This window comes from Proteus sp. G2618, from assembly GCF_009915995.1.
GTDB classification, from domain to species: domain Bacteria; phylum Pseudomonadota; class Gammaproteobacteria; order Enterobacterales; family Enterobacteriaceae; genus Proteus; species Proteus terrae.
The window spans coordinates 153,127-176,328 of the sequence record NZ_JAABNI010000011.1 but is presented as its reverse complement, the minus strand read 5'-3'; the positions used below and the strand labels follow the sequence as shown (position 1 = coordinate 176,328).

The window sequence follows — 23,202 nt, the reverse complement described above, 5'->3', positions numbered from 1 at the left end:
TCTACTTATCCTTATGTATTTTTGGCGGCACAAAAGCAATACAAACTGGCTCGGCAATGGCATCGGGCTCAGCGCGAAACATTATCTCTTGAGTATCGGCTATTTTTAAACTCGGCCAGTGCTTTAAGCCTTCATCAAAATGTGCTTTCTCACAGTAATAGCCGACTTTACTGATCAATACGACACCTTTTTCTTCTAATTGTTGAAGTGTAATATGTCGATTATAAATATTAGGAGGCTGCACATTTGCTTCTAATATCCAAGGCTGTGAAGATAATGGTCTATCTTTGCCATAAAAAGTTATCCATTCATGCATATACTCGCCACCCACATACACAAGTGGTGTGTGATAACGCTGATACCAAGCTTGCTCAACATCTTGCACAAAGGTTTTTACACCAATAAATTTTTGACCTGCATTACGCACATTAGCGGCTTGAACGACGGTATAACCAGAAACAACCAACATTCCGAAAACACCTAAACCATACAGTGCACCGCGTAATGAACGTGTGGGCATAACACTAATTGAGCCGACAAAAAGCGCAGTCGCAATCGACATAAAGGGTTGTAGCCACTCGCTGATACGCCCCCCTTCATGAAAACTAAACCAAATAAAAATAATCGTTAATGGAAACAGAAAAATAAAATTGAGTAATTGGCTATCTTTAGAAGCAGACCAACTTACACGTCCACCATAAAAACGTAAAATCCCCCACATTAAAATCACAGGGTAAAAAACAGTGAGTGCAGCACGAGTGGTACGTAAATTAAAACGGTTTTCGATTTGTGAATCGACCCACTTAAAAGCGGCAAAATCGGTTTGCCATAACCAAATAAAGTTGGGAATAACAAAAGCAAACCAAATAGCCAATGCTAAATAGAAATAAGGTGAACAATAACTTGCTCGAACTTTAGGTACAAAAAGGCTTGATAAAAATACAGAACCAATAAAAGCTAATGATGAATATTTCCCCATTGTGGCAATACCCATCGTAATCGCAAAACCAATCCAATATTTTTGATTGTCATTAATAGCACAAAGGAAAAAATAGAACGCCCATGCCCAACAACCAACTAGAATATAATTATCGTTATAAGGGATAATATCAAAGTTGATAACGCCAGATAAATTAAGCGCCAACATAGCAAACCAAGCTAAATTAGTATTTTGTGTCAACTTATAAGCTAAGTTCCAAACCCCTAATAACCCAACAGCAATGACAATAAAGTGGATAAAATACCAATAAAAGCTAAAATCGATACTACCGTAAATAGCTGGTGTCATTATAAAGCCAACAAACCAAGGATTTTTAGGGGAACCCCACCCTCCATTAGTGCCCCAATTGACAGCCTCTACGGCATCATAAGGCACAGTAGGGTCAAAAAGATAACTCACTAAGATCCAAATTGCCGCATAACCAATAACCCACCAATATACTGGTTTACGTAATTGCGCAGATGATAATGTCATAATAAATAGAAATTTAAGTTAATTGATTTAGTTTGGTCGTTAATTGATATCACAACACAGTAAAGTATAGTGAAACGAACCACACATTGTACGTGAGCAAAAATTAAATTGTCTTAAATTTGCGCTTTTATTGAAAATTTGTTTCTGATAGATTGCGCAACCAAGAAGATCACTATCGAGTTACCATTATGAATATGATTAAAAGAAAGCCCGCAGCTAAAGCACGTAAGAAATCACGTGAAGAGCTGAACGCGGAAGGACGTGAACGTAAACGTCAAAAGAAACACCGTGGCAATCCTGCCGGTAACCGTCAGCAGGAAGCGGAAAATAAACAGCAAGCTAAAAATACAGCGCCGAAAGATCCACGCATTGGCAGCAAAAAACCGATCCCTCTAATTGTGGGCGATGCACCAAAAGTTGTGAAGAAAAAACCTGCGCCAGTTAAAGCAGAGCCGGTTCGTTTAACGCCTGAGCAAGAATTAGACCTGTTAGAAAACGACACTCGTTTAGATGAATTACTGTCTCGTCTTGAAAACGGTGAAAAACTCAATGCAGAAGAGCAGGTTTATACTGAGAAAACCCTTGATCGCATTGACGAATTAATGGTTGAGCTAGGTATTGAGTTTGAAGATGATGACGATGAAGAAAAAACTGAAGACATCATGCAATTACTGAAAGGTAAATAATCAAAAGGCTAATCATTTGCCTTAATTACCTTACATCTAATGGATATCAATAACTTATTGATATCCATTATTTTTTCTTTTTTATTTTTCATTAATCCTCACTATTAACAATAGATTAATTAACCACCTCAAGCTCAGATAACTCCATCTATTCCTCTCTTGTTATCCCTGATATCCTATTTTTCTATCTTTAATATACGAGTGATAAAAAATATGGATAACAAACAGCAGTACTTAGATATCGCAGCCGGGCAAGGAGAAAAAGTGCCCTCTCGTATAGTGGCTTTCCCTGCACAGCCACTAAACTATGCGCTTATTGAACAACGCCTAGAAGAACAAACCGATTACACTGATGGTGAGATAAATTATCTAAGTGAAAATATTGATGACGGTTTTTTCTATCGCTGCCAGCATGGTGATGCCGAGTTACATTTTTTCGTTTGTCTTTACCCTCGTGATGAAGATTACGAAATACGCCCAATGTATTCGACTGACGAACTCACACCACAACTATTGGCACATGCGAATGCGACAACTCAAGATTTATTATTAGAAACACTCTTTACTGAAGCCTTGCATCCTTTGGCAAGTTATCGCCATCAACTGAACTTTCTCAATATCATTGCACCTGAAATGGTCTTAGCATTAGATGAATCAGCGGCAGGTAAGGCATTAACGCCTGAGTGGATACGCTTTCAATTAGAGACCCCAGATCTCTATCCCGAAGTAGAAAGCTTATATGTTATTCATGCTGTCTATGACACAGAAAATGACCCACCAACCATGTTCTGGTTTCACACTCATGGATTAGCGCGCTGTGGCTTAACCGAAGTCGATTTAGTTATTCCCAGTATGCTTGAGTCTTACTATGGTATTCCTGATCTCTTCCGCTGCTTTGTTAACAATAGTATTAATCATCGCCAAATTGAATTTGGTGAACCGATGCTTTGTGGCCAAACATCATCAGGATTGGAGTATCTTGTCGCATTACCTTTTGAAGAAGGTATCCGCCATGTCAATCAATCAACACCACTTGAAAACCTTAGACCTTTAGAGGAAATGCGTTATGACACGGAAGGCGCACCAAATGGTATTTTCTTGGGTGATTTAGCTGATCGTGATGAATACCATCAACATCCTTCTTCTATGCTATTTAGAACCAATGAAGAAAACCCTGTTTTAGAAACCTTCTTTAGAGGTTATGAAGAACAACAAGCGATGATGCTACTGCGCAGTAATGAAGAAACCTACGAGATGTCTGAAAAAGCCAAGCGACGCTGGGAATACTTCGTTTCTATGTTTGATAACTACAATCAACCGCCTGTTGAGAAAAAAAGTGGTTTTCTCTCTAAGTTATTAGGAAAAGACAAAACTGAAGAGACCGAAAACCCTTGGCAGTTTATGATCAAGTTTGGCATTCCTTATGGTGAAGGGGAAGAAAAAGAACTAGAGCATATGTGGTTCGTGCCACAGTCTAGAGATGGAGACACGATTTATGCAAAATTACTCAACGTGCCATTTTATGTTGAGGATATGCAAGAAGGTGAAACCTATCCTATCAACACTGCACTAATAACAGATTGGGTCGTTTCATACGAAGCTGATAGTTATACCCCTAATAATATTTACCAACTTTTTAGCCACCAGCAAACCCACTAATTAGCGGGTATTCACCATGACAACGTGAGCTTTTTACTTAAGCTCGCGTTCTTCATATTCTTGAAATCTACTTTTATATTATTACCCGTTAACATTATTAACTGATTGTTATTTTGTTGCTACGTTGACATTTCAACTCTTCACATTTTGTTTTTGTCTAGTAACAGATAAGGTAAACAGCCTATTTTCATCCCAATATCTTTTCTCTGGTTGATTTAAATCAAGTGCAGATAAGCACAGACTAGGCTAAATTATACCCAATAAGGATAATTATAATTCTCATTAGCATTAAAAATATTTATTATAATTATCCTGACTATTATTGTGTGAATTCTCATACGTGTTAATAATTATCAGTATCATTATTTTTTGTATCAATATTCGTGGAAGGACGATTATGTCTCTGATCCCAAATCACAGTTATAAAATCTTGAGCTACTCACCTCAGATTAGCCCTGCATACAGACAGAAACTATTATCTTTAGGTATGTTACCTGGCGCTGTGTTTAACGTTATTCGTATCGCACCACTGGGTGATCCTATTCAAATAGAAACGCACCGAGTGTCCCTAATTTTGAGAAAAAAAGATCTCGCACTCATTAATCTTAGCGAAGTGGTTCATAACGAAAAATAATCGTTATTTCTCATTCAACCTGGCAAGACAACTATTGGCATCACTATTATGACTCCTCTCACTATAGGCCTTATCGGTAATCCCAATGCCGGTAAAACAACACTCTTTAATCAGTTAACAGGCTCTCGTCAGCGTGTGGGTAACTGGGCAGGTGTAACGGTTGAACGCAAAGTTGGTCGTTTCACAACTGCAAATCATAAAATTGAGCTCGTCGATTTACCCGGGACTTACTCTTTAACGACAATTTCAGAACAGACATCTCTTGATGAGCAAATTGCCTGCCATTTCATTTTAAGTAATGAAGCAGACATGCTGATTAACGTGGTTGATGCATCAAACCTTGAGCGTAACCTCTATTTGACCTTGCAACTGCTTGAGCTTGGCATTCCATGTATTGTGGCATTAAACATGCTCGATATTGCAGAACACCAAGATATGCAAATTGATATCAACGCACTTTCAGAGCAACTGGGTTGCCCTGTTATTCCAATGGTTTCAACCAAAGCATCTGGTATTGATAAACTCAAAGAAGCTATTGATACCTTCCCTGCTGAAAAGAAAAAACCACAAGAATTACTGACTTCTTACCCACTATGGCTATTAAATGAAGTCGAGACACTTGCTGAAAAAATTAATCATGATGAGTTTAATTTACAGCAACGTCGTTGGATGGCATTACAGTGTTTAGAAGGGGATATCTATACCCATCAACGCGCTCAAGTCACCAGTGAAGATATCAAAGCCATTCGTCAACGAATTCAAGACGAACATAATAATGAGCCAGAATTAGTCATTGCTGATGCCCGTTATCAAAATATTGAGCGCATCTGTCATGCTGTGATTAATATGGAGTCCATTAAGCCCAATCTCCTGACACAAAATATCGATAAAGTGATATTAAACCGTTGGTTAGGCGTGCCTATCTTCCTATTTGTCATGTATTTAATGTTCGTACTCGCAATTAATATCGGTGGTGCATTACAACCTGCTTTTGAAGGTGGCTCTGAAGCTATCTTTATTCATGGTATTCAATGGATTGGCGCAACTTTTAACTTCCCTGAATGGCTGACAATTTTCCTTGCTCAAGGTGTCGGTGGTGGTATCAATACAGTTCTTCCATTAGTGCCACAAATCGGGATGATGTATCTCTTTTTATCTATCCTTGAAGACTCGGGTTATATGGCTCGTGCTGCGTTTGTTATGGATAGATTGATGCAGGCTCTGGGTTTACCCGGCAAATCATTCGTACCACTGATTGTCGGCTTTGGTTGTAACGTACCTTCTATTATGGGTGCGCGTACTCTTGATGCACCAAGAGAACGATTAATCACGGTATTAATGGCACCGTTTATGTCTTGTGGTGCTCGTTTAGCTATCTTCGCGGTATTTGCGGCAGCCTTCTTTGGTAAAAACGGTGCGAGTGTTGTTTTCTCACTTTATCTTCTTGGTATTGTGGTTGCTATCCTCACCGGCTTACTACTAAAACACACCATTATGCGCGGTGAAGCGTCACCTTTCGTGATGGAACTGCCTGTTTATCACGTTCCTCACCTAAAAACGTTACTCATGCAAACATGGCAACGTCTAAAAGGTTTCGTTGTACGAGCTGGTAAAGTCATCATTATTGCGAGTATGTTTATTGGTGCGCTAAATAGCTTTACCTTCTCTGGTAAACCTGCAGATAACATCAATGATTCTGCATTAGCGTCTGTCAGTAAAGTGATCACACCATTACTGCAACCTATTGGTGTTCACAATGATAACTGGCAAGCAACGGTTGGTTTAGTTACTGGTGCGATGGCAAAAGAAGTGGTTGTGGGAACATTAAATACCCTCTATACCGCAGAAAGCATTGTTAATGAGCCATTTGATCCTGAAGAATTCGACCTATGGGGAGAAATTGGTGATGCCTTTGGTGAAACATGGGATAGCTTAAAAGAGACCTTCACTTTAGCTGCACTTTCTAACCCAATTGAAGCTAGTAAAGGTGATGGTGAAATGGATACTGGCACAATGGGAACCATGGGCGCTAAATTTGGCTCAGGCATTGCAGCTTATAGCTACTTAATCTTTGTTTTACTGTATGTACCTTGTGTTTCAGTAATGGGTGCTATCGCTCGTGAAACCAGTCGTGGCTGGATGACCTTCTCTATTCTTTGGGGATTAAATATTGCTTACTCACTGGCTGCGCTGTTCTATCAAACCGCAACCTTTAGCGAGCATCCACAAAGTAGTACAATCACCATTGCTACGGTTGTTATATTTAACTTAGTTCTATTTATCTTGTTGCGTAATGCTCGTAATCGTCTAACAATTAACTTAAGCAATAAGCCATCATTGGCTAAACAATGTTGTTCAAAAGGTAGCTGTCACTAAGTGACAAAGGAAAAGTAAGATGGCCAGTTTGATAGAAGTACGTGATTGTATCGCCCTTAATGGTCGAGCCGATGCCCGTCTTATCAGCCATCAACTCAATATGCCTGAACCGTTGGTGCAAGCAATGTTAGAGCGGCTCACATTGATGGGGAAGCTTCAAGAAGTCGATGTTGAAGATTGTCTTACGGGCAGCTGTAAAAGTTGCCCAGAAGCCACGGCCTGCCAGACAAAGCTTTATCAAATAGTCTAACAAATTGATAAATACCATCATGAAAATCCCTTACTTTATGTAGGGGATTTTTTTTATCTAATGCGCAAGATGAATCATTTTCATCTTCCTATTTAATGATTTACTTTCCTAACTATCACGGCATAATCCATTAACTATAGACGTAAAGACGTCTATTTAATTTCACTTTATAAGAATATAAAAATTATGCCAATAACTGAATTTTCATCAACGATCACCACAGGCGAGCAAGGCAGATTACAAATGCAATGCGCGTCGCGCCAATTTCAATTTTTACTTGATGAACCTGTATCACTGGGAGGTAAAGACAGTGCAATGAACCCTGTGGAAGCACTATTAGGTACGCTAGGTGCTTGTAAAGGTATCGTGGCAAAAAGCTTTGCACGTATGCACCAAATTAATCTTAAAAATATTCGCATTGAAGTCAGAGGCGAATTAGATACCGATGGTTTTACCGGAAAAAATAAAGAAGCCAAAATTGGTTTTAGCAAAATTACAACCGAGTTCTTTATTGAAGCAGATAATAGTGAGGAAGAGATCGCTGCATTTATCGCTTTTATTGAACGCACTTGCCCTGTTGCAGACACAATAAAAAATACACCGATCCTAGAAACGTCATTTCATCTCGAAAACGTACTCGCATAATCATGTAGTTATTGCTGCCCTTAATAAAGGGGCAGCATTATTACAGCTGACATAAAATAAGAATTAACTTTATCGAAAAATGCGCTCTAAACTCGTTATTTTTAGACTATGACCTACGCTTAATTGGCATGATAAGTAATATCACTTATTGGGTGATAAAAATAACATTCCCTTTTTAAAGGATAATATTATGCCAATTATTGAGTTTTCATCTGTTATCACTAATGACGCATCTTCTCCCTTACAAATGCAATGTGCTTCACGACAATTTACGTTAATTGTTGATGAGCCAGTTGCTTATGGGGGGGAAGACAGTGGCGTTAATCCAATTGAAGCGTTACTCGCCTCAATTGGCGCCTGTAAAGGAATTGTTGCTAAGAGTTTTGCACGGCTTCACCGTATTAACCTTAAAAATATCCGTATTGAGATGAAAGGTGAGATCGATCCTGATGGATATATGGGAAAGAATAAGCGTGTAAAAATCGGTTTAAGTCGTATTTCAACACATTACTTTATTCAAGCTGATAATACAAAAGAGGAAATACAGACATTTATTGATTTTATTGAACACACTTGCCCACTTTCTGACACCATCAAAAATGCCCCCACGTTTCATACTTCTATTGACATTGGATAAATAACATCAGCATAAAAAGATCTGCCCTTATAAAAAGACAGATCTTTGAAGATAATTATAACGTTATCTCACAACCCTCAATTAACGCTTGAGTAAATTCATCTGGATGTGAAATAAATGGCGCATGAGCTGCATTACGGAAAATAACAGAAGGTGAATGTGGATAAATAGCATCTAATAATCCAGCCACTTTCCGAGGAACTAAACCATCTAAATAGCCGTAAAAACGAATAAAAGGACAATTCAACGTTTTTAACTCTTCTCGTAAATCCTCAGTACGCAAAATTTCTAGTCCGCCATTAAGTACTTCGACAGAAGGCAGTGGTTGCTCTAATACTACTGACTTTAATGCCTTCATATCTTCACGCGCACTTTGCGTACCTAATGTTTGCAGTGCTAAAAAACGCTCAACTGTGCGATGAAAATTCTCGTTTAACTGCTGCTCAAACCCTTTTAACACTTCAGATTTGATACCCGGCCAATCCCCATGAGCACCAAAACAAGGCGAAGAAGCCACCGTAATCAATGCTTGCACATTATTAGGATTATCTAATACAACACGGCTAGCGACTAATCCACCTAAAGACCATCCTAACCAAATGGCATTATCGGGGGCTTTGGCAAAAACAATGTCCGCCATCTCTTTTAATGTGAGAACAGGAAAACCTTGGCTACGACCATATCCTGGGAGATCAACAAGATGCAGTGTAAAATGCGGGCTTAGTCGCGGTATTAATGATTGCCAGACCTCTGCATTCAATCCCCATCCGTGTAATAGCACAAGATGCGTTTTTCCTTCACCCATTGTCTGCCAATACAATTTGTTCATTGTTATGCTCTCTTCTCTTAGTACAGGGATTTTCATTATGTGGATAACAATAGCAGGATATTGTTGGTTATGTCGCCAACCCTTACATTATGATACTAAAGGTATTTGTTCGAGTTGTATTCGACATTTACCTAAACAGCATAACCGCTGCCCATGCTGTTTACATCCCTCATCTCACTCTATGATGCTATGTGGGCGCTGCTTGCAATCGCCTCCATTATGGAAACAGATGTTGACGGTCACTGACTATAAACCGCCATTAAATAAATTATTACACCTTTATAAATACCAACCTCGCCCTCAAATAGCTTTATGTCTTGCACGACTTTTTCTATTGCGATGGCTTTCACATCGGCGAGAAAATTTGGTGCAGAAACCTGACAGAATTATTAGCGTTCCTTCGCATCATCATCGCCGTTGGTCTAGAGGCTTTGAGCAAGTAGAAGCTATCGCAAAGCCTTTGGCAAGGTGGCTAGATTGTGCTTATCAACCGGATACCCTGATAAGAACTCGTGCTACACTGGTGCAAACGCATCTTAATGCCAAACAAAGGCAACAAAATTTAAAGAATGCATTTGTATTAAATAACACAGTGTCGGTATCAGGGAAAAATCTGGCACTAATTGATGATGTTATCACTACAGGCGCGACATTAAAGAGCATTGTACCCTTGTTATTTCGTGCGGGAGCACGCTCTGTTGAGGTATGGGCGATTTGCCGAACCTTGTAGTTAACCGCCAATTGGGCGTATGATAACCAACCAGAACAGTCAACTATTGAGCAAGACGATATGATTATTATTACTGATGCCGCACAGGCGCATTTTGCCAAACTACTGGCTAACCAAGAACCCAACACCCAAATTCGTGTATTCGTTATCAATCCAGGTACACCTAATGCTGAATGTGGCGTTTCATACTGCCCACCTGATGCCGTAGAGCCAAACGATACTGAAATTAAGTTCGAAAAGCTTTCTGCTTATGTTGATGACATCAGCGCACCTTTCTTAGAAGATGCAGAAATTGACTTTGTCACTGACCAACTGGGCTCACAATTAACGCTGAAAGCACCTAACGCAAAAATGCGTAAAGTCGATGCTGATGCACCGTTAATTGAACGCGTTGAATACATACTGCAATCACAAATTAACCCACAATTAGCCGGTCATGGTGGTCGCGTTAGTCTGATGGAAATCACTGAAGATGGTTATGCTATCTTACAATTTGGTGGTGGCTGTAACGGCTGTTCAATGATTGATGTCACCTTAAAAGATGGTATCGAAAAAGAGCTGTTAAACCTGTTCCCAGATGAATTGAAAGGTGTGAAAGATTTAACTGAACACCAACGTGGCGAACACTCCTACTACTGATCCCTCAGTATCACATCCCCTATGATACTCACCTGCACTGATATCATGGGGGATTTGTTTATTAAAATAATCATTTACAAAGTGTAACGTCATCTTTACCTATTTGACGTTATGATAAATGTATCGTTCTCTCGCTCAGAACAAATAAATCAATTAACAATATAATAAATAAGGCAATTATGGATAAGTTTCAATTTCTCAGCATTGAACAAGCCTATCAACTCTGGACATCTCAATCAGCAATCTTAGTTGATGTTAGAGATCCTCAGAGTTACCGCATTGGTCATGCTACCGGCGCATTTCATCTCACCAATGATACGCTAAACCAATTTTTACAAGATGCTGACTTTGATGTTCCTGTGATGGTGATGTGTTATCACGGTCATAGCAGCCAAGGCGCAGCTCAATATCTGGTCAATATGGGCTTTGAAACCGTTTATAGTATCAACGGGGGTTTTGAAGCATGGCTAAGAGAGTTTCCACAAGCGATAACTTCTCTGCAATAACTACAGATGAGTTTTGTTAATGATCCACATTATTACGCTTTCTAACCCTCAAGCAGCTGATTTGTTTGTCAATTATATGACAACGAAAGGTGTGCGAATTCACACAAAAAATGAAAATCAGCAGATCTCACTTTGGTTAGAAGACCAACATCAGTTGGATATGGTTGAAAAAGAACTAAATACTTTTTTACGTGAGCCTTTTCACCCACGTTACCAAGCAGCAAGTTGGCAAACCGGAGATCCGAAAAATACGGGTATAAAATATCGCCCAGCCTTTTCGATAAAAAATATGGTGCAACGCTCAGGCCCATTAACGGTTCTGGTGGTCATTTTATGTATCCTTATTTTTATTTGGCAACAAGTAGTAGGCGATTATAACGTTATGCTCCATTTGGCATGGCCTTATAAAGAGAGCCTGAACTTTGAAGTTTGGCGCTACATCACCCCTGCATTTGTTCACTTCTCACTCATGCACATCGCCTTTAACCTTGCGATGTGGTGGTATCTCGCAAGTCAAACAGAGCAGCGATTAGGTACGGGTAAATTATTTGTCATCATGCTCGTTTCTGCGCTCTTTAGTAATTGGGCACAATCACTGTTTACAGACTCTAATTTTGGTGGACTTTCTGGTGTTGTTTACGCATTAATTGGCTATGTAGGCTTAACAGGAATACGTAATCCAGAAAAAGGTATTGGTGTTCCAACAGGCTTAATCGGTTTTTCGATTTTGTGGATTGTTGCGGGTTACATGGGCGTTTTAGGTGACTCTATCGGAAATACTGCACATTTTGCAGGCTTCCTTATCGGCTTATTGATGGCTTTGTGGGATAATCGACATCAATTATCTCGTAGATCATAATAAAATTAACATGATATTTTTAACATTAGGGGATACCTGTGAAGCAAACGCAACGACATGATGCCATCATTGAACTGGTACGCCTACAAGGCTATGTCAGCACTGAAGAACTGGTGGAGCATTTTGAAGTCAGCCCACAGACAATCCGACGTGATTTAAACGAATTAGCGGAAAAGAACAAAATCCAACGTCATCACGGTGGTGCTGCATTACCTTCAAGCTCAGTGAATACGGCTTATCATGATCGTAAAATCATGTGGTCTGATGAAAAATCACGTATCGCACAACGAGTCGCAAGCTTAATTCCTGATGGTGCAACACTGTTCATTGATATCGGTACAACACCTGAAGCCGTTGCGCATGCTTTAATTAACCACAAAAACCTACGTATCGTGACCAACAATCTCAATGTGGCAACGTTACTGATGGGCAAAGAAGACTTTCGCTTAATTCTTGCGGGTGGTGAAGTGCGTACACGAGATGGTGGTATCGTCGGTGAAGCCACACTTGATTTTATCTCTCAATTCCGTCTTGATTACGGCATTTTAGGGATAAGTGGCATCGATATGGATGGTTCTCTACTTGAGTTTGATTACCATGAAGTTCGAACTAAACGCGCAATTATCGAAAACTCACGCTGTGTAATGTTGGTGACAGACCATTCTAAGTTTGGTCGTAATGCAATGGTGAATTTAGGCAATATGAATTTGATCGACTACTTATTTACCGATCAAGAACCACCAGCAGGGATCCAAAAAATTGTTGAGCAACACAACGTTCAACTCGAATTATGTTAATTGAATAAACTCCTCAAAAAGTACCTTCTTAGGTACTTTTTTTTCACCTATTTTCTACTGAAATCAATTTAACTCACTCTATTTACTCTCTTTTCTGATATGCCGACTCTCTTTTTTTATTAATACATTAACAATGTTGTTTATTTTTAATAAACACACAAAACATGTGGATATGATAATAAATTGTTATCCATATCACGCGGTTATGTTTTTTATCAGTTATATAGTTGGCATTTTCATCAAACTTCATTACAATTATGAGCGAAAACGAACATTAAAGAATTGTTTCGCGCATTCGTAGGAGGATGTTATGAAAACTCAAGACTTGATTGTCATCGGCGGCGGAATAAACGGCGCTGGAATTGCGGCGGATGCAGCTGGCCGAGGCCTTTCAGTACTTATGCTGGAAGCTCAAGACTTAGCAAGTGCGACATCTTCCGCGAGCTCTAAACTTATTCATGGTGGCTTACGTTATCTAGAACATTATGAGTTTCGCTTAGTGAGCGAAGCACTGGCGGAGCGTGAAGTATTATTACGCTTAGCGCCACATATCGCATTTCCAATGCGCTTTCGCCTGCCACATCAAGCACACTTACGCCCAGCTTGGATGATCCGTATTGGCCTATTCCTTTATGATCATTTAGGAAAACGTGTCAGCCTACCAAGCAGTAAAGGTATTAAATTCGGTGCAAACTCTGTTTTAAAACCAGAATTAACACGCGGTTTTGAATACTCAGACTGTTGGGTTGATGATGCACGTTTAGTGGTACTCAACGCACAAGAAATTGTTCGTCGTGGTGGTGAAGTACGTACCCGCACTAAAGTCACTCGCGCTTGGCGTGAAAATAATTTATGGATGGTAGAAGCACAAGATTTACGCACGGGTGAAACATCGCTCTATCAATCAAAAGCACTTGTCAATGCCGCTGGCCCTTGGGTTAAAACGCTGTTTGATGAAGGCTTAAAACTGAAATCACCTTATGGCATCCGCTTAATTAAAGGTAGCCATATTGTTATTCCTCGCGCTCATAACGAACCACAAGCTTATATTTTACAAAACGAAGATAACCGTATTGTTTTCGTTATTCCTTGGATGGATGAATTCTCTATCATCGGTACTACGGATGTTGAATATAAAGGTGATCCTAAAGATGTCGCGATTGATGACAACGAAATTCAGTACTTACTGAAAGTCTATAACGATCACTTTAAGAAGCAGTTAACTAAAGAAGATGTGGTTTGGGATTACTCTGGCGTGCGCCCATTATGTGACGATGAATCAGATTCTCCACAAGCGATCACCCGTGATTACACCTTAGATGTTCATGATGATAATGGCCAAACACCATTGTTATCTGTATTTGGTGGTAAATTAACGACTTATCGTAAATTAGGTGAACACGCTGTTGATAAACTCGTGAGCTACTTCCCTAACATGGGTAAACCGTGGACTAAAAATGGTCAATTACCGGGTGGTAATTTAGAAGGTTGTGATCGTGATGGTTATTCTCGTTTAATTCGTCAACGTCACCCTTGGTTACCAGAAGCACTGGCACTACGTTTTGCTCGCACTTACGGTAGCAACACTGAATTACTGCTTGAAGGTATTACTGATTTAGCAGGTATGGGTGAAAACTTCGGTCATAATCTGTATGAAGCAGAATTACGTTATTTAGTGAAACATGAGTGGGTTATCGAAGTTGATGATGCTATTTGGCGTCGTACCAAACTCGGCATGTGGCTAAATGACGAACAAAAACAGCGTATTAGTCAATGGTTAGCGGCAAATACACACACTGCATAAGAGTAGTAAAAATATTCTCTGACTCTGTTCGATGTTTTTATTAGCAATTTTTGTGGCGCCTAATACCGCGCCACTTTTTTTTGCTTTTTTTACCAAAACGCTCAAATTGTTCATTATTAACAGTGAGCTAATTGTTTTTCTAGAAAAGCTTTTAACACGGTTGCATTATTTTGTTGCTCATCTTTACCTGAATAAAGTAATACTAGCGGTTGCTCTTTTGCTATTACAAGAAGAGGTCGCCAATGTTCAGGAGCGCCTGTCAATTCTTCAATATAACGTTGGGTAAATTCAGTAAAATCACCGCCACCAGCATGAAACCATTTTCGTAATTCGGTCGAAGGTGCAACTTCTTTATTCCACTCATCATAATGAAAATCTGTTTTTTTCACGCCCCTTGGCCACAATCTATCCACTAATACGCGATAACCTTCATGGGTTCCCTCTTTATCGTTATACACACGCTTACAGGTGATCATTTCGCCGCCCTTCAATAAGTTAATTCATTTAATTATAGAAGAAAAATTATACAGCTTATGTATGGTGAAGTTGATTTTCTTTATAAAGAAGACTTCAACATGAAGTTTTCTCTCATTTCTATTGAATTATCCTCATCAAAAATAGGGTGAATAGTTGTTGACTAAATAACCTAATTAAGAGAATCTACATCTAGACGTCTAAATGGTTAGATGGGTAAATAAGTAGTGATACTTAAATAAGAATAACAACACAGTGACATGATTGATGAGGTACAGGTATGAGCTTTTATCACGCAAGCCAACATGAAGCATTAAATCAAAATCTTGCCGAACTTGATGGTCAGATCCAAGTTTCCTTTGAGTTTTTCCCACCTCGTACCGAAGAGATGGAAAATACTCTTTGGCAATCTCTTGCGCGCTTAAATACCTTAAAACCGAGCTTTGTTTCTGTGACTTATGGTGCAAACTCAGGCGAGCGAGATAGAACGCACTCGATTATCAAAGGAATTAAAGAGCGCACAGGATTAGAAGCTGCACCGCATTTAACTTGCGTTGATGCTAGCCGTGAAGAGCTACAACATATCGCGCAAGATTATTGGCAAAGTGGCATCCGCCATATTGTTGCCTTACGAGGCGATTTGCCAGATAACACTCAAAAACCTGATATGTACGCTACAGATTTAGTTCACTTACTCAAAGGGGTGGGTGATTTTGATATCTCGGTTGCGGCTTATCCTGAAGTGCATCCTGAAGCAAAAAGCGCACAAGCCGATTTAATTAACTTAAAAAGAAAAGTAGATGCGGGAGCAAATCGCGCGATCACTCAATTTTTCTTTGATGTCGAAAGCTATTTACGTTTTCGTGATCGCTGTGTTTCAACGGGTATTGATGTTGAGATTGTACCAGGAATTTTACCTGTCACGAATTTTAAACAACTAAAACGCTTTGCGGGTTTAACCAATGTGAAAATTCCAGGTTGGATGCATAAAATGTTTGATGGGTTAGATAACGATCCTGAAACCCGTAGTCTGGTAGGTGCTTCGATTGCTATTGATATGGTGAAGATTTTAAGCCGTGAAGGAGTCAAAGACTTCCATTTTTATACACTTAATCGTTCAGAATTAACCTATGCTATTTGCCATACGCTAGGTGTTCGTCCTGAACTTGTGCAAGCCTGATCCAATCTTACAATTACCCCGCCAACTAAGCGGGGTGACATCTTGATGAATTACTCACCAAAGTGATACGATTTTTCTACTGGTAATAGGCTGTATGCGGTGTCGAGATCACCATTAGCAATACAAGCATCAATTTTACGTACCTTATCGGTAATATCCGTAATATTCACAATCCACTCTTTGCAATATTTTTCAACTGCTTGATCTCGCAAACCAATTTGGATAGTACGATAACTGAGTCGATTCAAATAAATATCACGTTCAGGATCCCACTGAATGCGGATATTACTGTTTTCTGACGCTTCTTTCCAAGCTTCAGCAGTAGTATAGCGGTCTGGATCAAAATGACTCACAACACCTTGTGTCAGCATCTCTTGAAAGCCTTCATGCGTAATATCAACCGCAAGAATAGAAGCTTGATTAGCGTCTTTACGTCCCCAACCAGAACGGTACATCATCCAAAGAAAGGAAGGTTTTACCCAAGTCATACGGGTCATACTAAAAGGGGGCGAAACAAATGTTCCGTTTGCGACTGCGCTCTGAGCAATAGTATTTGAATAGGCTTGATAAACACGAACAAAATCATTCGTATAATATGCCCTTACTTCACACTCAGGACATCGGTCAACATCATCGTTCATCTTTCTTTAATATCCTTTTATATTAATAAAATGGAACTATCCGCTTAAATTATGAGCCTCTGATTGCAGATAATCAAGAGCCCCTATTTTTGTTAAAACGAGATAAGTAGAGTAACGCGCATTTATAAAAGTAAAAAAAAGAATAACAATAAAACGAGCAGACAAATGTTCCTATTGTGTTTTATTTATACAGTGATGAGTCAATTAATCCTGCTAATCTACTCACAACGTGAGGGGAATAAGCGATTTAATTGACTCACTGAGTAGAAACTAGGCGCTCGATAAGCTGTGTTTTTATTAATGCAGGGGATTTAACTGCGGTGCCTGCTATCTTTGCAGTCATGATTTCAAAAGCTTTTTCGACCAATAAAGCTTCATCTTGCTTCATTGACCACACATTATTAGGTAAAAAACTGAGCATCACATGATCATCGAAGGTACCAATATGAAGATGAGCCGGAATACTTCCTTCACGCTGACGAATAACACTCAATAAACCTTCAAGAATAGGCAATGATGAGGCAATAAAATGAGAGGGTATTTGCTGATGTTGCTCTAAATACTGTTTCATCATCAGCTCACCATCTTTGGTTGTATTATGCTCAGCATAAGAGACTGTCACTCGGTTATCATCACCATAATGTCCTTTTATGGCTTGCACATAACCGCGCAAACGCGCTGCGATGGTGGGTAATAATGCATCACCCGCAAAAAAATGAATTGGCGCATCTAGCTTTATCATCGCTCTTGTTAGTTGAGCACCGCTGTCACAGTTATCTGAAGCGACACAAATAGCCTCACTGACAGAGAAATCTCTATCTAAAAAAACCAATGGTTTTTGGCGATGCTTCACATGATGTAGCTGATTTTTACGGCTTGATGACACAATGAAAATACCATCAACATTACGCTCATCCATTGATTTAACGAGCTTATTTTCATTTTTGATATCACCATAGGTACAACTAATCGTTAGCTGACAACCAATTTGGTGACAATGCATCTCTAATTTTTCAGCCAAAGCAGCGAAGAATGGGTTAGAAAGACGAGGAATAACCAATCCGTAGGTATCTGTTTTATTAAGCTTTAAACTTCTAGCCGCATGATTGACAGTATAACCAAACACCTCAACATAGTCCGCGATCTTTTTTTGCGTTTTTGCACTGATCCGGTATTGATCACCTTTGCCATTTAATACCAATCTGACTGTGGTAATAGACAAATTCAGGTCATTTGCAATCTGTTCAACTGTTTTTGCCATTAATATTCCATATTGATATTGCCCTCATCCTTGATGATGAGGGCCAGTTAACCTTTACTGAGCGGGCTTAGCTCGGTATTTCTTCCACATTGCTTTTAACGAAGGTCCAATTATGGGTAAGATCAACGTCAGTATCGCAATACCTAAGAATGTCGCGGTAATTGGGCGTGTATACAGAATAGATAAATCACCCTGAGACATCATTAAAGCACGACGTAAATTTGATTCAGCCATCGGCCCTAAGATAATCCCGATAACCACAGGAGACATGGAGAAATCGAGCTTAATCATAATGTAAGCGAGTAACCCTGCCCCCATCATCACGAATACATCAATGATACTATGGTTCACAGAATAAGCACCTACACTACATAATACAAAGATAATTGGTACTAATACGCGACGCGGAACATCCATCACTCGAACAAAGAGTTTCATACATAAGAAACCTAAGATACCGAGGAAAATATTCGCCATCATCAAGCCAATAAAGATGCTGTTAACTTCAACTGGATTGTCAGTAAAAAGCTGGGGCCCTAATGCCAATCCTTGAACCATAAATGCACCCATGATAATGGCAGTTGCGCCATCACCTGGAATACCTAAGGTCATTAAAGGCACCATGGTTCCGCCTGTTACTGAGTTTGCACCGGCTTCTGGTGCAGAAACACCTTCTGGTGAACCGTGACCAAACTCTTCAGGGTGTTTAGACCAACGTTTTGCTTCGTTATAAGAGATAAATGATGAGATATCTCCGCCTGTTCCCGGAATTGCACCAATCGTTGTACCAATAGCAGATGAACGAAAATAAGTCGGTAACACACGTTTAAAATCAGCCCATGTCGGTAATACACGGTGAATACGCGCATTAATTTTTTCACTCTTCTTTTGTTTGCGCTCACGATATTCTTCTTCAAAACTGATCAAGCCTTGAGAGAAAGCGAACAGACCAACCAAGATAGGAATAAATGAAACCCCACCCATTAGGTACACAGTATCAAAGGTGAATCGAGGTCCAGATGTCATTGGATCAAGCCCAATTGTCGCAATAGCTAAACCTATCGCACCACCCATTAATCCTTTCACAATGGATTGCGATGATACACTGGTAATAATACTTATGCCAAATACCGCGAGTGCAAAATATTCAGCCGCAGAGAAACCTGTTGCCACTTTTGCTAATTGAGGCGCAACCACAATTAGGGCAATCGTACTGAATACTCCCCCAAACATAGAGCCCATCGTAGATAAACCGAGTGCTCTTCCTGCTTCCCCTTTCTTCGCCATTGGATAACCATCCAATACCGTTGCAGCAGAAGCGGGAGTGCCTGGCGTACTAATCAATATCGCAGTAATTGAGCCACCGTAAACGGCACCACAATACATCCCTAATAACAAGAGGATCCCAGTCATTCCTTGAAAGGAGTAAGTTAATGGGAGAAGTAATGCAATTCCCATATTTACTGTTAGGCCTGGTAATGCGCCGATAATAATACCCGCGAATACACCCAACAGGATCATCGTTATCGTTTCCAGAGTGAAAACGACCATTAAAGCGTCTAATATTTCCATCTCAAAGCTCCTTTACCGCTTATTCAAAAAAGACGGAGGTTGGCAGAGGTGAATTAAAGATAATGTCAAAGAAGACATAAACGGCGGCAACCATCACAACCGGAATAACAACCAGTGCAATAGGTTTTCTTTCATTCATCAGCCACATAATGACCGGGATAAGAAGCAGTGACGGAATAATAAAACCAAAAAAGTGCAGGCCAGTGGCATAGACCAACATAAAGATGCCTAAACCATAAGCGCGTTTAACTGCAGTAGAACTCAGGTCAACAGACTTATGTACATGTTTGATTTTATCAACCACGATACTAATCCATTGAAAAATCCCCAGTAAAATAAATAAGATGGCAAGACCATAAGGCCAAAAACGCTCCCCAGGCACACCATAATCATCAAACATGCTCATATCACGGGAGAGATAGATAATTAGTGCCCCGAAAGCCACTGAAATCGCACCGATGATTGTATTGATTTTTGTCATGTCGGGATCTCCCCGACCCTACCTGCCGTAACAGGTAGGGGGGTTTATAATAATAATAGAAAGTTATTTTTTCAGGGTTGCTGCAATTAACTCAGCATACATCTCGTGGTCTTCTTTCATCATTTGGTAAGCATCATCACCCGTAATAAACACAGGCATAATACCTTGTTTTTTCAGTGCTTCTTGGTATTCGGGTTTTTGAACTACTTCAGAGAATGCATCAACTAACTCTTTCTTCACGTTATCAGGCACATTAGCGGTTGTTGCTAATACAGCCCAAGCACGCATTTTCACGTTAGTGTCTAATTTCAATGCTTCTTTGAAAGTCGGTACGGCTGGGAATAATGGGAAACGACGCTCATCCATGACACCCAGAACACGTAAGATACCCGCATCAACTTGAGATTTAACCGCACCTGGTGTGGTTAATACGCCATCGATGTGGTTACCCACTAATGCTGCGATTGAAGGACCTGTACCTTCGTTATAAGGAATGTGGTTAAATTTAGTGCCAGTGGTACGTTCAATATTCACACCCGCTAGATGGAAAATTGCGCCCATACCTGAGTTACCCACTTTTAACTTACCTGGGTTTGCTTTAGCACCATCAATAAACTCTTGTAACGTTTTATAAGGTGAATCAGCATTAACAACTAATACGACAGGGTCAGCAATTGTTGTTGCTATTGGAGTGAAGTCTTTATAAGTAACCGGTGATTTACCTTGATGTGGGAACATAGCTAATTCAACGGTAGTCATCACTAATTTAGTACCATCTGGACGTGCATTCGCAACTTCAATCAGCCCAGTTAAACCATTACCTGCGGGTTTATTGACTGGTACGAAAATACGGCCGGCTGGCATCACATCTTTTGCAAATTCAGTAATAGTACGCGCTGAAGTATCAGTACCACCGCCCGGATTTTTCGGGATGACAACATCAATATTTTTTGTAGGATACGTTAACTGTTGGGCAACTGCGTTCCCCATGCCCAGTGTCATCGTAATCGCCAACGCTGCGAGTAGACTCTTTTTCATAAAACCCTTTCTCCACATTTTTATTGAGTAGCCATTAATTGCTGATAAACAATGTTTTTTCGATTCCAAGTAAAGGTCACGTGTAGGGTATTGTTTTCAGCAATAATAGCCGGATATGAAAATTCGCCTTCCCCATCGAGTAAATCGAATGGTTCAGACCAAGTACTGCCATTATCGGATGAAAGACTGACAGAGATAGGATAACGACGACTCCAGTTACCTGAGTTCGGGTTATACACCAATGCCAGTTGACCATCTGCGAAGGAGACGACATCAATGCCGCTATTATTATTTGGTAATATTGTTGCATAAGCTGGACACCAACTGCGCCCATAATCCGTTGAATCGCTACGATAAATAGTACCGCGCGTACTCCGCATCATGGCATGCACATGCCCAGGCCGGGATTCCCATAGTGTTGGCTGTATCACGCCATCCCATTGAAAAACGCGTTGTAGATCAGTCTCCCATAAGGCATCGTCCTTTAAACCCTGCCAGATTTCATGTTCCGCTTGCTCACCTTTATGATGTTCAATTGGAATATCTACTCGCAACCAGTGTTGACCGTTGTCACTCGAAATATCGACAAACGCATCCCAGAATTGGTCATCCTCAACCGATCCTGGTGCCAACCACTCGCCATTCGACATCACTAACACTTTATTTTTCACAGGACCTCTAGGTGCTACATCACCAGAAACCAATTCACTCGGTAAACTCCAGCTATTTCCGCCATCCTTCGAGATAACGTATTGGGTTGTCCAACTATGTACGTCGGGACCCGTTTTATAAAACAGCCAGATATTACCTGTTGATGGGTCAACATGTAAAACTGGATTCCAGTGCGCAACACCCGGATTTTTAACAACAGGTTGAGCGTGTTGCCAATGATCACCCTCTTTCATTACCAGCCAGATAGCGGTATTACCGCTACCTTCTTTATCGCCAGCAAAAAAAGCGGTTAACAAACGCTCAGAGTTAGGCACACGCACAATCGTTGAAGCATGGCAGTGATTAAAAAGTGAATGTGCATTATCAAGCACAAACTGGGTTTCCTTCATCACGAAAGGCATATTCCTACTCCTGTGTCCTAAATTAATCTAACGAAAGCCACTTCTTCATATTCTCACCCAATGCAGTCATGCTATTGACGGCAGAAGGGAAAAATGAGTTTTCAAACTGACTGCTGTTACGGGAACGACAGACCAGTGTACTGAAGTTACCAATCAGGCGCTGATGATATTTCGCGCATGCTGGATAATCCAGTGTTTCGGTCATCGCTGCTGTTGATAAATAATCTGCTAATACCGCAGCCTGCTCTGGTTTATCCTTCCAATTCTCATAAAGCCAAACATAAAGCTCTGGATGAAAGTTTGCCATTACACCGCTATATGCCTGACATCCAGCTTGGAAGGAAGCTAATAGCGTTTGACTGTTGGCGTTTGCAAGATGCAAGCGAGTCCCTTTTGATAATGCCAAACGACGTTCTATCATCGGAAGAGAACAGCACGTATCTTTGATAAAGGTAAAGCGATTACTTTGAGCACACCACTCTACAATTTCTTCCGATAACAAGCGTTTGTAAGGATAAGGACATTCATAGATACCCAAATCAATCTCTTTTGGTACCACATTGGTTAAGACTTGCAGTGTTTCCAGCGCTTTATCATCCGACTCCCCGACTAGAGCCAAGCGATTACTGATCATTATGACGCCATCGACGCCTGTGCCAGCCATTGCCTGCAATTGTTCTTTTTGCTGACTTAATGCTGTTGCAGTATGACCAGAAGCAACTACAGGTACTCTTCCATCTGCTTTTTCAACGATAAAACGGGTGAGTGCTAGAGTTTCCTCATCACTTAAATAAAACATTTCGCTTGATTGGCAGGCGGCAAAGAGTCCATGTACACCAGAATCTATATACCAGTCTACAAGGCGCTCTAATGACGCCCAATCAATCTCCCCTTTGGCATCAAAAGGGGTTAGCATAACAGGCCAAATACCGACGTATTTTTGCTGACTCATCATCA

Annotated in this window: 24 protein-coding genes; 14 read left to right on the top strand and 10 right to left on the bottom strand. The window is 40.2% G+C overall.

Going from position 1 to position 23,202, the window contains the following annotated elements; all coding sequences use genetic code 11:
• Position 1: 1 nt before the first annotated feature.
• Positions 2 to 1,474, bottom strand: coding sequence for a glycosyltransferase family 39 protein (locus GWJ01_RS04565; RefSeq protein WP_161710749.1), 1,473 nt, complete (start codon positions 1,472 to 1,474; stop codon positions 2 to 4).
• A gap of 188 nt (positions 1,475 to 1,662) precedes the next feature.
• Between GWJ01_RS04565 and yihI the strand changes: the two genes are divergently transcribed.
• From yihI to GWJ01_RS04530, 7 genes are all read left to right on the top strand, one after another.
• Positions 1,663 to 2,160, top strand: a complete 498-nt coding sequence (gene yihI, locus GWJ01_RS04560; protein WP_109395063.1) for a Der GTPase-activating protein YihI — start codon at positions 1,663 to 1,665, stop codon at positions 2,158 to 2,160.
• Positions 2,161 to 2,373: 213 nt separating this feature from the next.
• Positions 2,374 to 3,819, top strand: coding sequence for a DUF4026 domain-containing protein (locus GWJ01_RS04555; RefSeq protein ID WP_109401604.1), 1,446 nt, complete (start codon positions 2,374 to 2,376; stop codon positions 3,817 to 3,819).
• A gap of 397 nt (positions 3,820 to 4,216) precedes the next feature.
• Positions 4,217 to 4,453, top strand: coding sequence for a ferrous iron transporter A (gene feoA, locus GWJ01_RS04550; protein ID WP_036914344.1), 237 nt, complete (start codon positions 4,217 to 4,219; stop codon positions 4,451 to 4,453).
• Between the two features lie 48 nt (positions 4,454 to 4,501).
• A complete protein-coding gene (gene feoB, locus GWJ01_RS04545) occupies positions 4,502 to 6,829 on the top strand; it encodes a Fe(2+) transporter permease subunit FeoB (RefSeq protein WP_161710748.1) in 2,328 nt (775 codons plus the stop codon).
• Positions 6,830 to 6,848: 19 nt separating this feature from the next.
• Positions 6,849 to 7,079, top strand: coding sequence for a FeoC-like transcriptional regulator (locus GWJ01_RS04540; RefSeq protein WP_109395065.1), 231 nt, complete (start codon positions 6,849 to 6,851; stop codon positions 7,077 to 7,079).
• A 186-nt stretch (positions 7,080 to 7,265) separates the two neighbouring features.
• Complete coding sequence (locus GWJ01_RS04535) at positions 7,266 to 7,724, top strand: OsmC family protein (protein WP_109395066.1); 459 nt, start codon at positions 7,266 to 7,268, stop codon at positions 7,722 to 7,724.
• 190 nt (positions 7,725 to 7,914) lie between these two features.
• Positions 7,915 to 8,361, top strand: coding sequence for an OsmC family protein (locus GWJ01_RS04530; RefSeq protein ID WP_109395067.1), 447 nt, complete (start codon positions 7,915 to 7,917; stop codon positions 8,359 to 8,361).
• Between the two features lie 55 nt (positions 8,362 to 8,416).
• Here the strand turns inward: GWJ01_RS04530 and bioH are convergent, their stop codons facing one another.
• A complete protein-coding gene (bioH, locus tag GWJ01_RS04525; RefSeq protein WP_109401606.1) occupies positions 8,417 to 9,190 on the bottom strand; it encodes a pimeloyl-ACP methyl ester esterase BioH in 774 nt (257 codons plus the stop codon).
• A 37-nt stretch (positions 9,191 to 9,227) separates the two neighbouring features.
• On the opposite strand from bioH, the gene gntX reads away from it, so the two are divergent.
• The 6 genes from gntX to glpD all read left to right on the top strand — a co-directional run bounded on the left by gntX (position 9,228) and on the right by glpD (position 14,525).
• Positions 9,228 to 9,920, top strand: coding sequence for a DNA utilization protein GntX (gntX, locus tag GWJ01_RS04520; RefSeq protein WP_109401607.1), 693 nt, complete (start codon positions 9,228 to 9,230; stop codon positions 9,918 to 9,920).
• Between the two features lie 60 nt (positions 9,921 to 9,980).
• Positions 9,981 to 10,559 (top strand): Fe-S biogenesis protein NfuA, encoded by a 579-nt coding sequence (gene nfuA, locus GWJ01_RS04515; protein WP_109395070.1) that lies wholly within the window; start codon positions 9,981 to 9,983, stop codon positions 10,557 to 10,559.
• Positions 10,560 to 10,738: 179 nt separating this feature from the next.
• A complete protein-coding gene (gene glpE / locus GWJ01_RS04510; RefSeq protein ID WP_161710747.1) occupies positions 10,739 to 11,065 on the top strand; it encodes a thiosulfate sulfurtransferase GlpE in 327 nt (108 codons plus the stop codon).
• 19 nt (positions 11,066 to 11,084) lie between these two features.
• A complete protein-coding gene (glpG, locus tag GWJ01_RS04505; protein ID WP_109395072.1) occupies positions 11,085 to 11,924 on the top strand; it encodes a rhomboid family intramembrane serine protease GlpG in 840 nt (279 codons plus the stop codon).
• Between the two features lie 38 nt (positions 11,925 to 11,962).
• On the top strand, positions 11,963 to 12,721 hold the full coding sequence (locus tag GWJ01_RS04500; RefSeq protein WP_006534541.1) for a DeoR/GlpR family transcriptional regulator: 759 nt from the start codon (positions 11,963 to 11,965) through the stop codon (positions 12,719 to 12,721).
• Between the two features lie 310 nt (positions 12,722 to 13,031).
• Positions 13,032 to 14,525 (top strand): glycerol-3-phosphate dehydrogenase, encoded by a 1,494-nt coding sequence (gene glpD, locus GWJ01_RS04495; RefSeq protein ID WP_109395073.1) that lies wholly within the window; start codon positions 13,032 to 13,034, stop codon positions 14,523 to 14,525.
• A gap of 116 nt (positions 14,526 to 14,641) precedes the next feature.
• On the opposite strand, the gene GWJ01_RS04490 is transcribed toward glpD, so the two are convergent.
• Positions 14,642 to 15,001: a DUF488 domain-containing protein gene (locus GWJ01_RS04490; protein WP_109401608.1), complete on the bottom strand. Its 360-nt coding sequence runs from the start codon at positions 14,999 to 15,001 to the stop codon at positions 14,642 to 14,644.
• Between the two features lie 278 nt (positions 15,002 to 15,279).
• Between GWJ01_RS04490 and metF the strand changes: the two genes are divergently transcribed.
• On the top strand, positions 15,280 to 16,179 hold the full coding sequence (metF, locus tag GWJ01_RS04485; RefSeq protein ID WP_098941645.1) for a methylenetetrahydrofolate reductase: 900 nt from the start codon (positions 15,280 to 15,282) through the stop codon (positions 16,177 to 16,179).
• Between the two features lie 50 nt (positions 16,180 to 16,229).
• Here the strand turns inward: metF and GWJ01_RS04480 are convergent, their stop codons facing one another.
• From GWJ01_RS04480 to GWJ01_RS04450, 7 genes are all read right to left on the bottom strand, one after another.
• A complete protein-coding gene (locus tag GWJ01_RS04480; RefSeq protein WP_109401610.1) occupies positions 16,230 to 16,820 on the bottom strand; it encodes a DUF4291 domain-containing protein in 591 nt (196 codons plus the stop codon).
• Between the two features lie 256 nt (positions 16,821 to 17,076).
• Positions 17,077 to 18,081, bottom strand: coding sequence for a LacI family DNA-binding transcriptional regulator (locus GWJ01_RS04475; RefSeq protein ID WP_109395075.1), 1,005 nt, complete (start codon positions 18,079 to 18,081; stop codon positions 17,077 to 17,079).
• 54 nt (positions 18,082 to 18,135) lie between these two features.
• On the bottom strand, positions 18,136 to 19,653 hold the full coding sequence (locus tag GWJ01_RS04470) for a tripartite tricarboxylate transporter permease (protein WP_109395076.1): 1,518 nt from the start codon (positions 19,651 to 19,653) through the stop codon (positions 18,136 to 18,138).
• Between the two features lie 19 nt (positions 19,654 to 19,672).
• On the bottom strand, positions 19,673 to 20,134 hold the full coding sequence (locus tag GWJ01_RS04465) for a tripartite tricarboxylate transporter TctB family protein (RefSeq protein ID WP_075671202.1): 462 nt from the start codon (positions 20,132 to 20,134) through the stop codon (positions 19,673 to 19,675).
• A 63-nt stretch (positions 20,135 to 20,197) separates the two neighbouring features.
• Positions 20,198 to 21,172 (bottom strand): tripartite tricarboxylate transporter substrate binding protein, encoded by a 975-nt coding sequence (locus GWJ01_RS04460; protein WP_231135766.1) that lies wholly within the window; start codon positions 21,170 to 21,172, stop codon positions 20,198 to 20,200.
• A gap of 20 nt (positions 21,173 to 21,192) precedes the next feature.
• Positions 21,193 to 22,245 (bottom strand): sialidase family protein, encoded by a 1,053-nt coding sequence (locus GWJ01_RS04455; RefSeq protein ID WP_088494293.1) that lies wholly within the window; start codon positions 22,243 to 22,245, stop codon positions 21,193 to 21,195.
• 22 nt (positions 22,246 to 22,267) lie between these two features.
• On the bottom strand, positions 22,268 to 23,197 hold the full coding sequence (locus GWJ01_RS04450) for a dihydrodipicolinate synthase family protein (RefSeq protein WP_099659213.1): 930 nt from the start codon (positions 23,195 to 23,197) through the stop codon (positions 22,268 to 22,270).
• Positions 23,198 to 23,202 lie beyond the last annotated feature (5 nt).

Coding starts and splice junctions, on each gene's coding strand:
- GWJ01_RS04565 (WP_161710749.1), bottom strand. CDS start 1,474: ATGACATTATCATCTGCGCAATTACGTAAACCAGTATATTGGTGGGTT.
- yihI (WP_109395063.1), top strand. CDS start 1,663: ATGAATATGATTAAAAGAAAGCCCGCAGCTAAAGCACGTAAGAAATCA.
- GWJ01_RS04555 (WP_109401604.1), top strand. CDS start 2,374: ATGGATAACAAACAGCAGTACTTAGATATCGCAGCCGGGCAAGGAGAA.
- feoA (WP_036914344.1), top strand. CDS start 4,217: ATGTCTCTGATCCCAAATCACAGTTATAAAATCTTGAGCTACTCACCT.
- feoB (WP_161710748.1), top strand. CDS start 4,502: ATGACTCCTCTCACTATAGGCCTTATCGGTAATCCCAATGCCGGTAAA.
- GWJ01_RS04540 (WP_109395065.1), top strand. CDS start 6,849: ATGGCCAGTTTGATAGAAGTACGTGATTGTATCGCCCTTAATGGTCGA.
- GWJ01_RS04535 (WP_109395066.1), top strand. CDS start 7,266: ATGCCAATAACTGAATTTTCATCAACGATCACCACAGGCGAGCAAGGC.
- GWJ01_RS04530 (WP_109395067.1), top strand. CDS start 7,915: ATGCCAATTATTGAGTTTTCATCTGTTATCACTAATGACGCATCTTCT.
- bioH (WP_109401606.1), bottom strand. CDS start 9,190: ATGAACAAATTGTATTGGCAGACAATGGGTGAAGGAAAAACGCATCTT.
- gntX (WP_109401607.1), top strand. CDS start 9,228: ATGTGGATAACAATAGCAGGATATTGTTGGTTATGTCGCCAACCCTTA.
- nfuA (WP_109395070.1), top strand. CDS start 9,981: ATGATTATTATTACTGATGCCGCACAGGCGCATTTTGCCAAACTACTG.
- glpE (WP_161710747.1), top strand. CDS start 10,739: ATGGATAAGTTTCAATTTCTCAGCATTGAACAAGCCTATCAACTCTGG.
- glpG (WP_109395072.1), top strand. CDS start 11,085: ATGATCCACATTATTACGCTTTCTAACCCTCAAGCAGCTGATTTGTTT.
- glpD (WP_109395073.1), top strand. CDS start 13,032: ATGAAAACTCAAGACTTGATTGTCATCGGCGGCGGAATAAACGGCGCT.
- GWJ01_RS04490 (WP_109401608.1), bottom strand. CDS start 15,001: ATGATCACCTGTAAGCGTGTGTATAACGATAAAGAGGGAACCCATGAA.
- metF (WP_098941645.1), top strand. CDS start 15,280: ATGAGCTTTTATCACGCAAGCCAACATGAAGCATTAAATCAAAATCTT.
- GWJ01_RS04480 (WP_109401610.1), bottom strand. CDS start 16,820: ATGAACGATGATGTTGACCGATGTCCTGAGTGTGAAGTAAGGGCATAT.
- GWJ01_RS04475 (WP_109395075.1), bottom strand. CDS start 18,081: ATGGCAAAAACAGTTGAACAGATTGCAAATGACCTGAATTTGTCTATT.
- GWJ01_RS04470 (WP_109395076.1), bottom strand. CDS start 19,653: ATGGAAATATTAGACGCTTTAATGGTCGTTTTCACTCTGGAAACGATA.
- GWJ01_RS04465 (WP_075671202.1), bottom strand. CDS start 20,134: ATGACAAAAATCAATACAATCATCGGTGCGATTTCAGTGGCTTTCGGG.
- GWJ01_RS04460 (WP_231135766.1), bottom strand. CDS start 21,172: ATGAAAAAGAGTCTACTCGCAGCGTTGGCGATTACGATGACACTGGGC.
- GWJ01_RS04455 (WP_088494293.1), bottom strand. CDS start 22,245: ATGCCTTTCGTGATGAAGGAAACCCAGTTTGTGCTTGATAATGCACAT.
- GWJ01_RS04450 (WP_099659213.1), bottom strand. CDS start 23,197: ATGAGTCAGCAAAAATACGTCGGTATTTGGCCTGTTATGCTAACCCCT.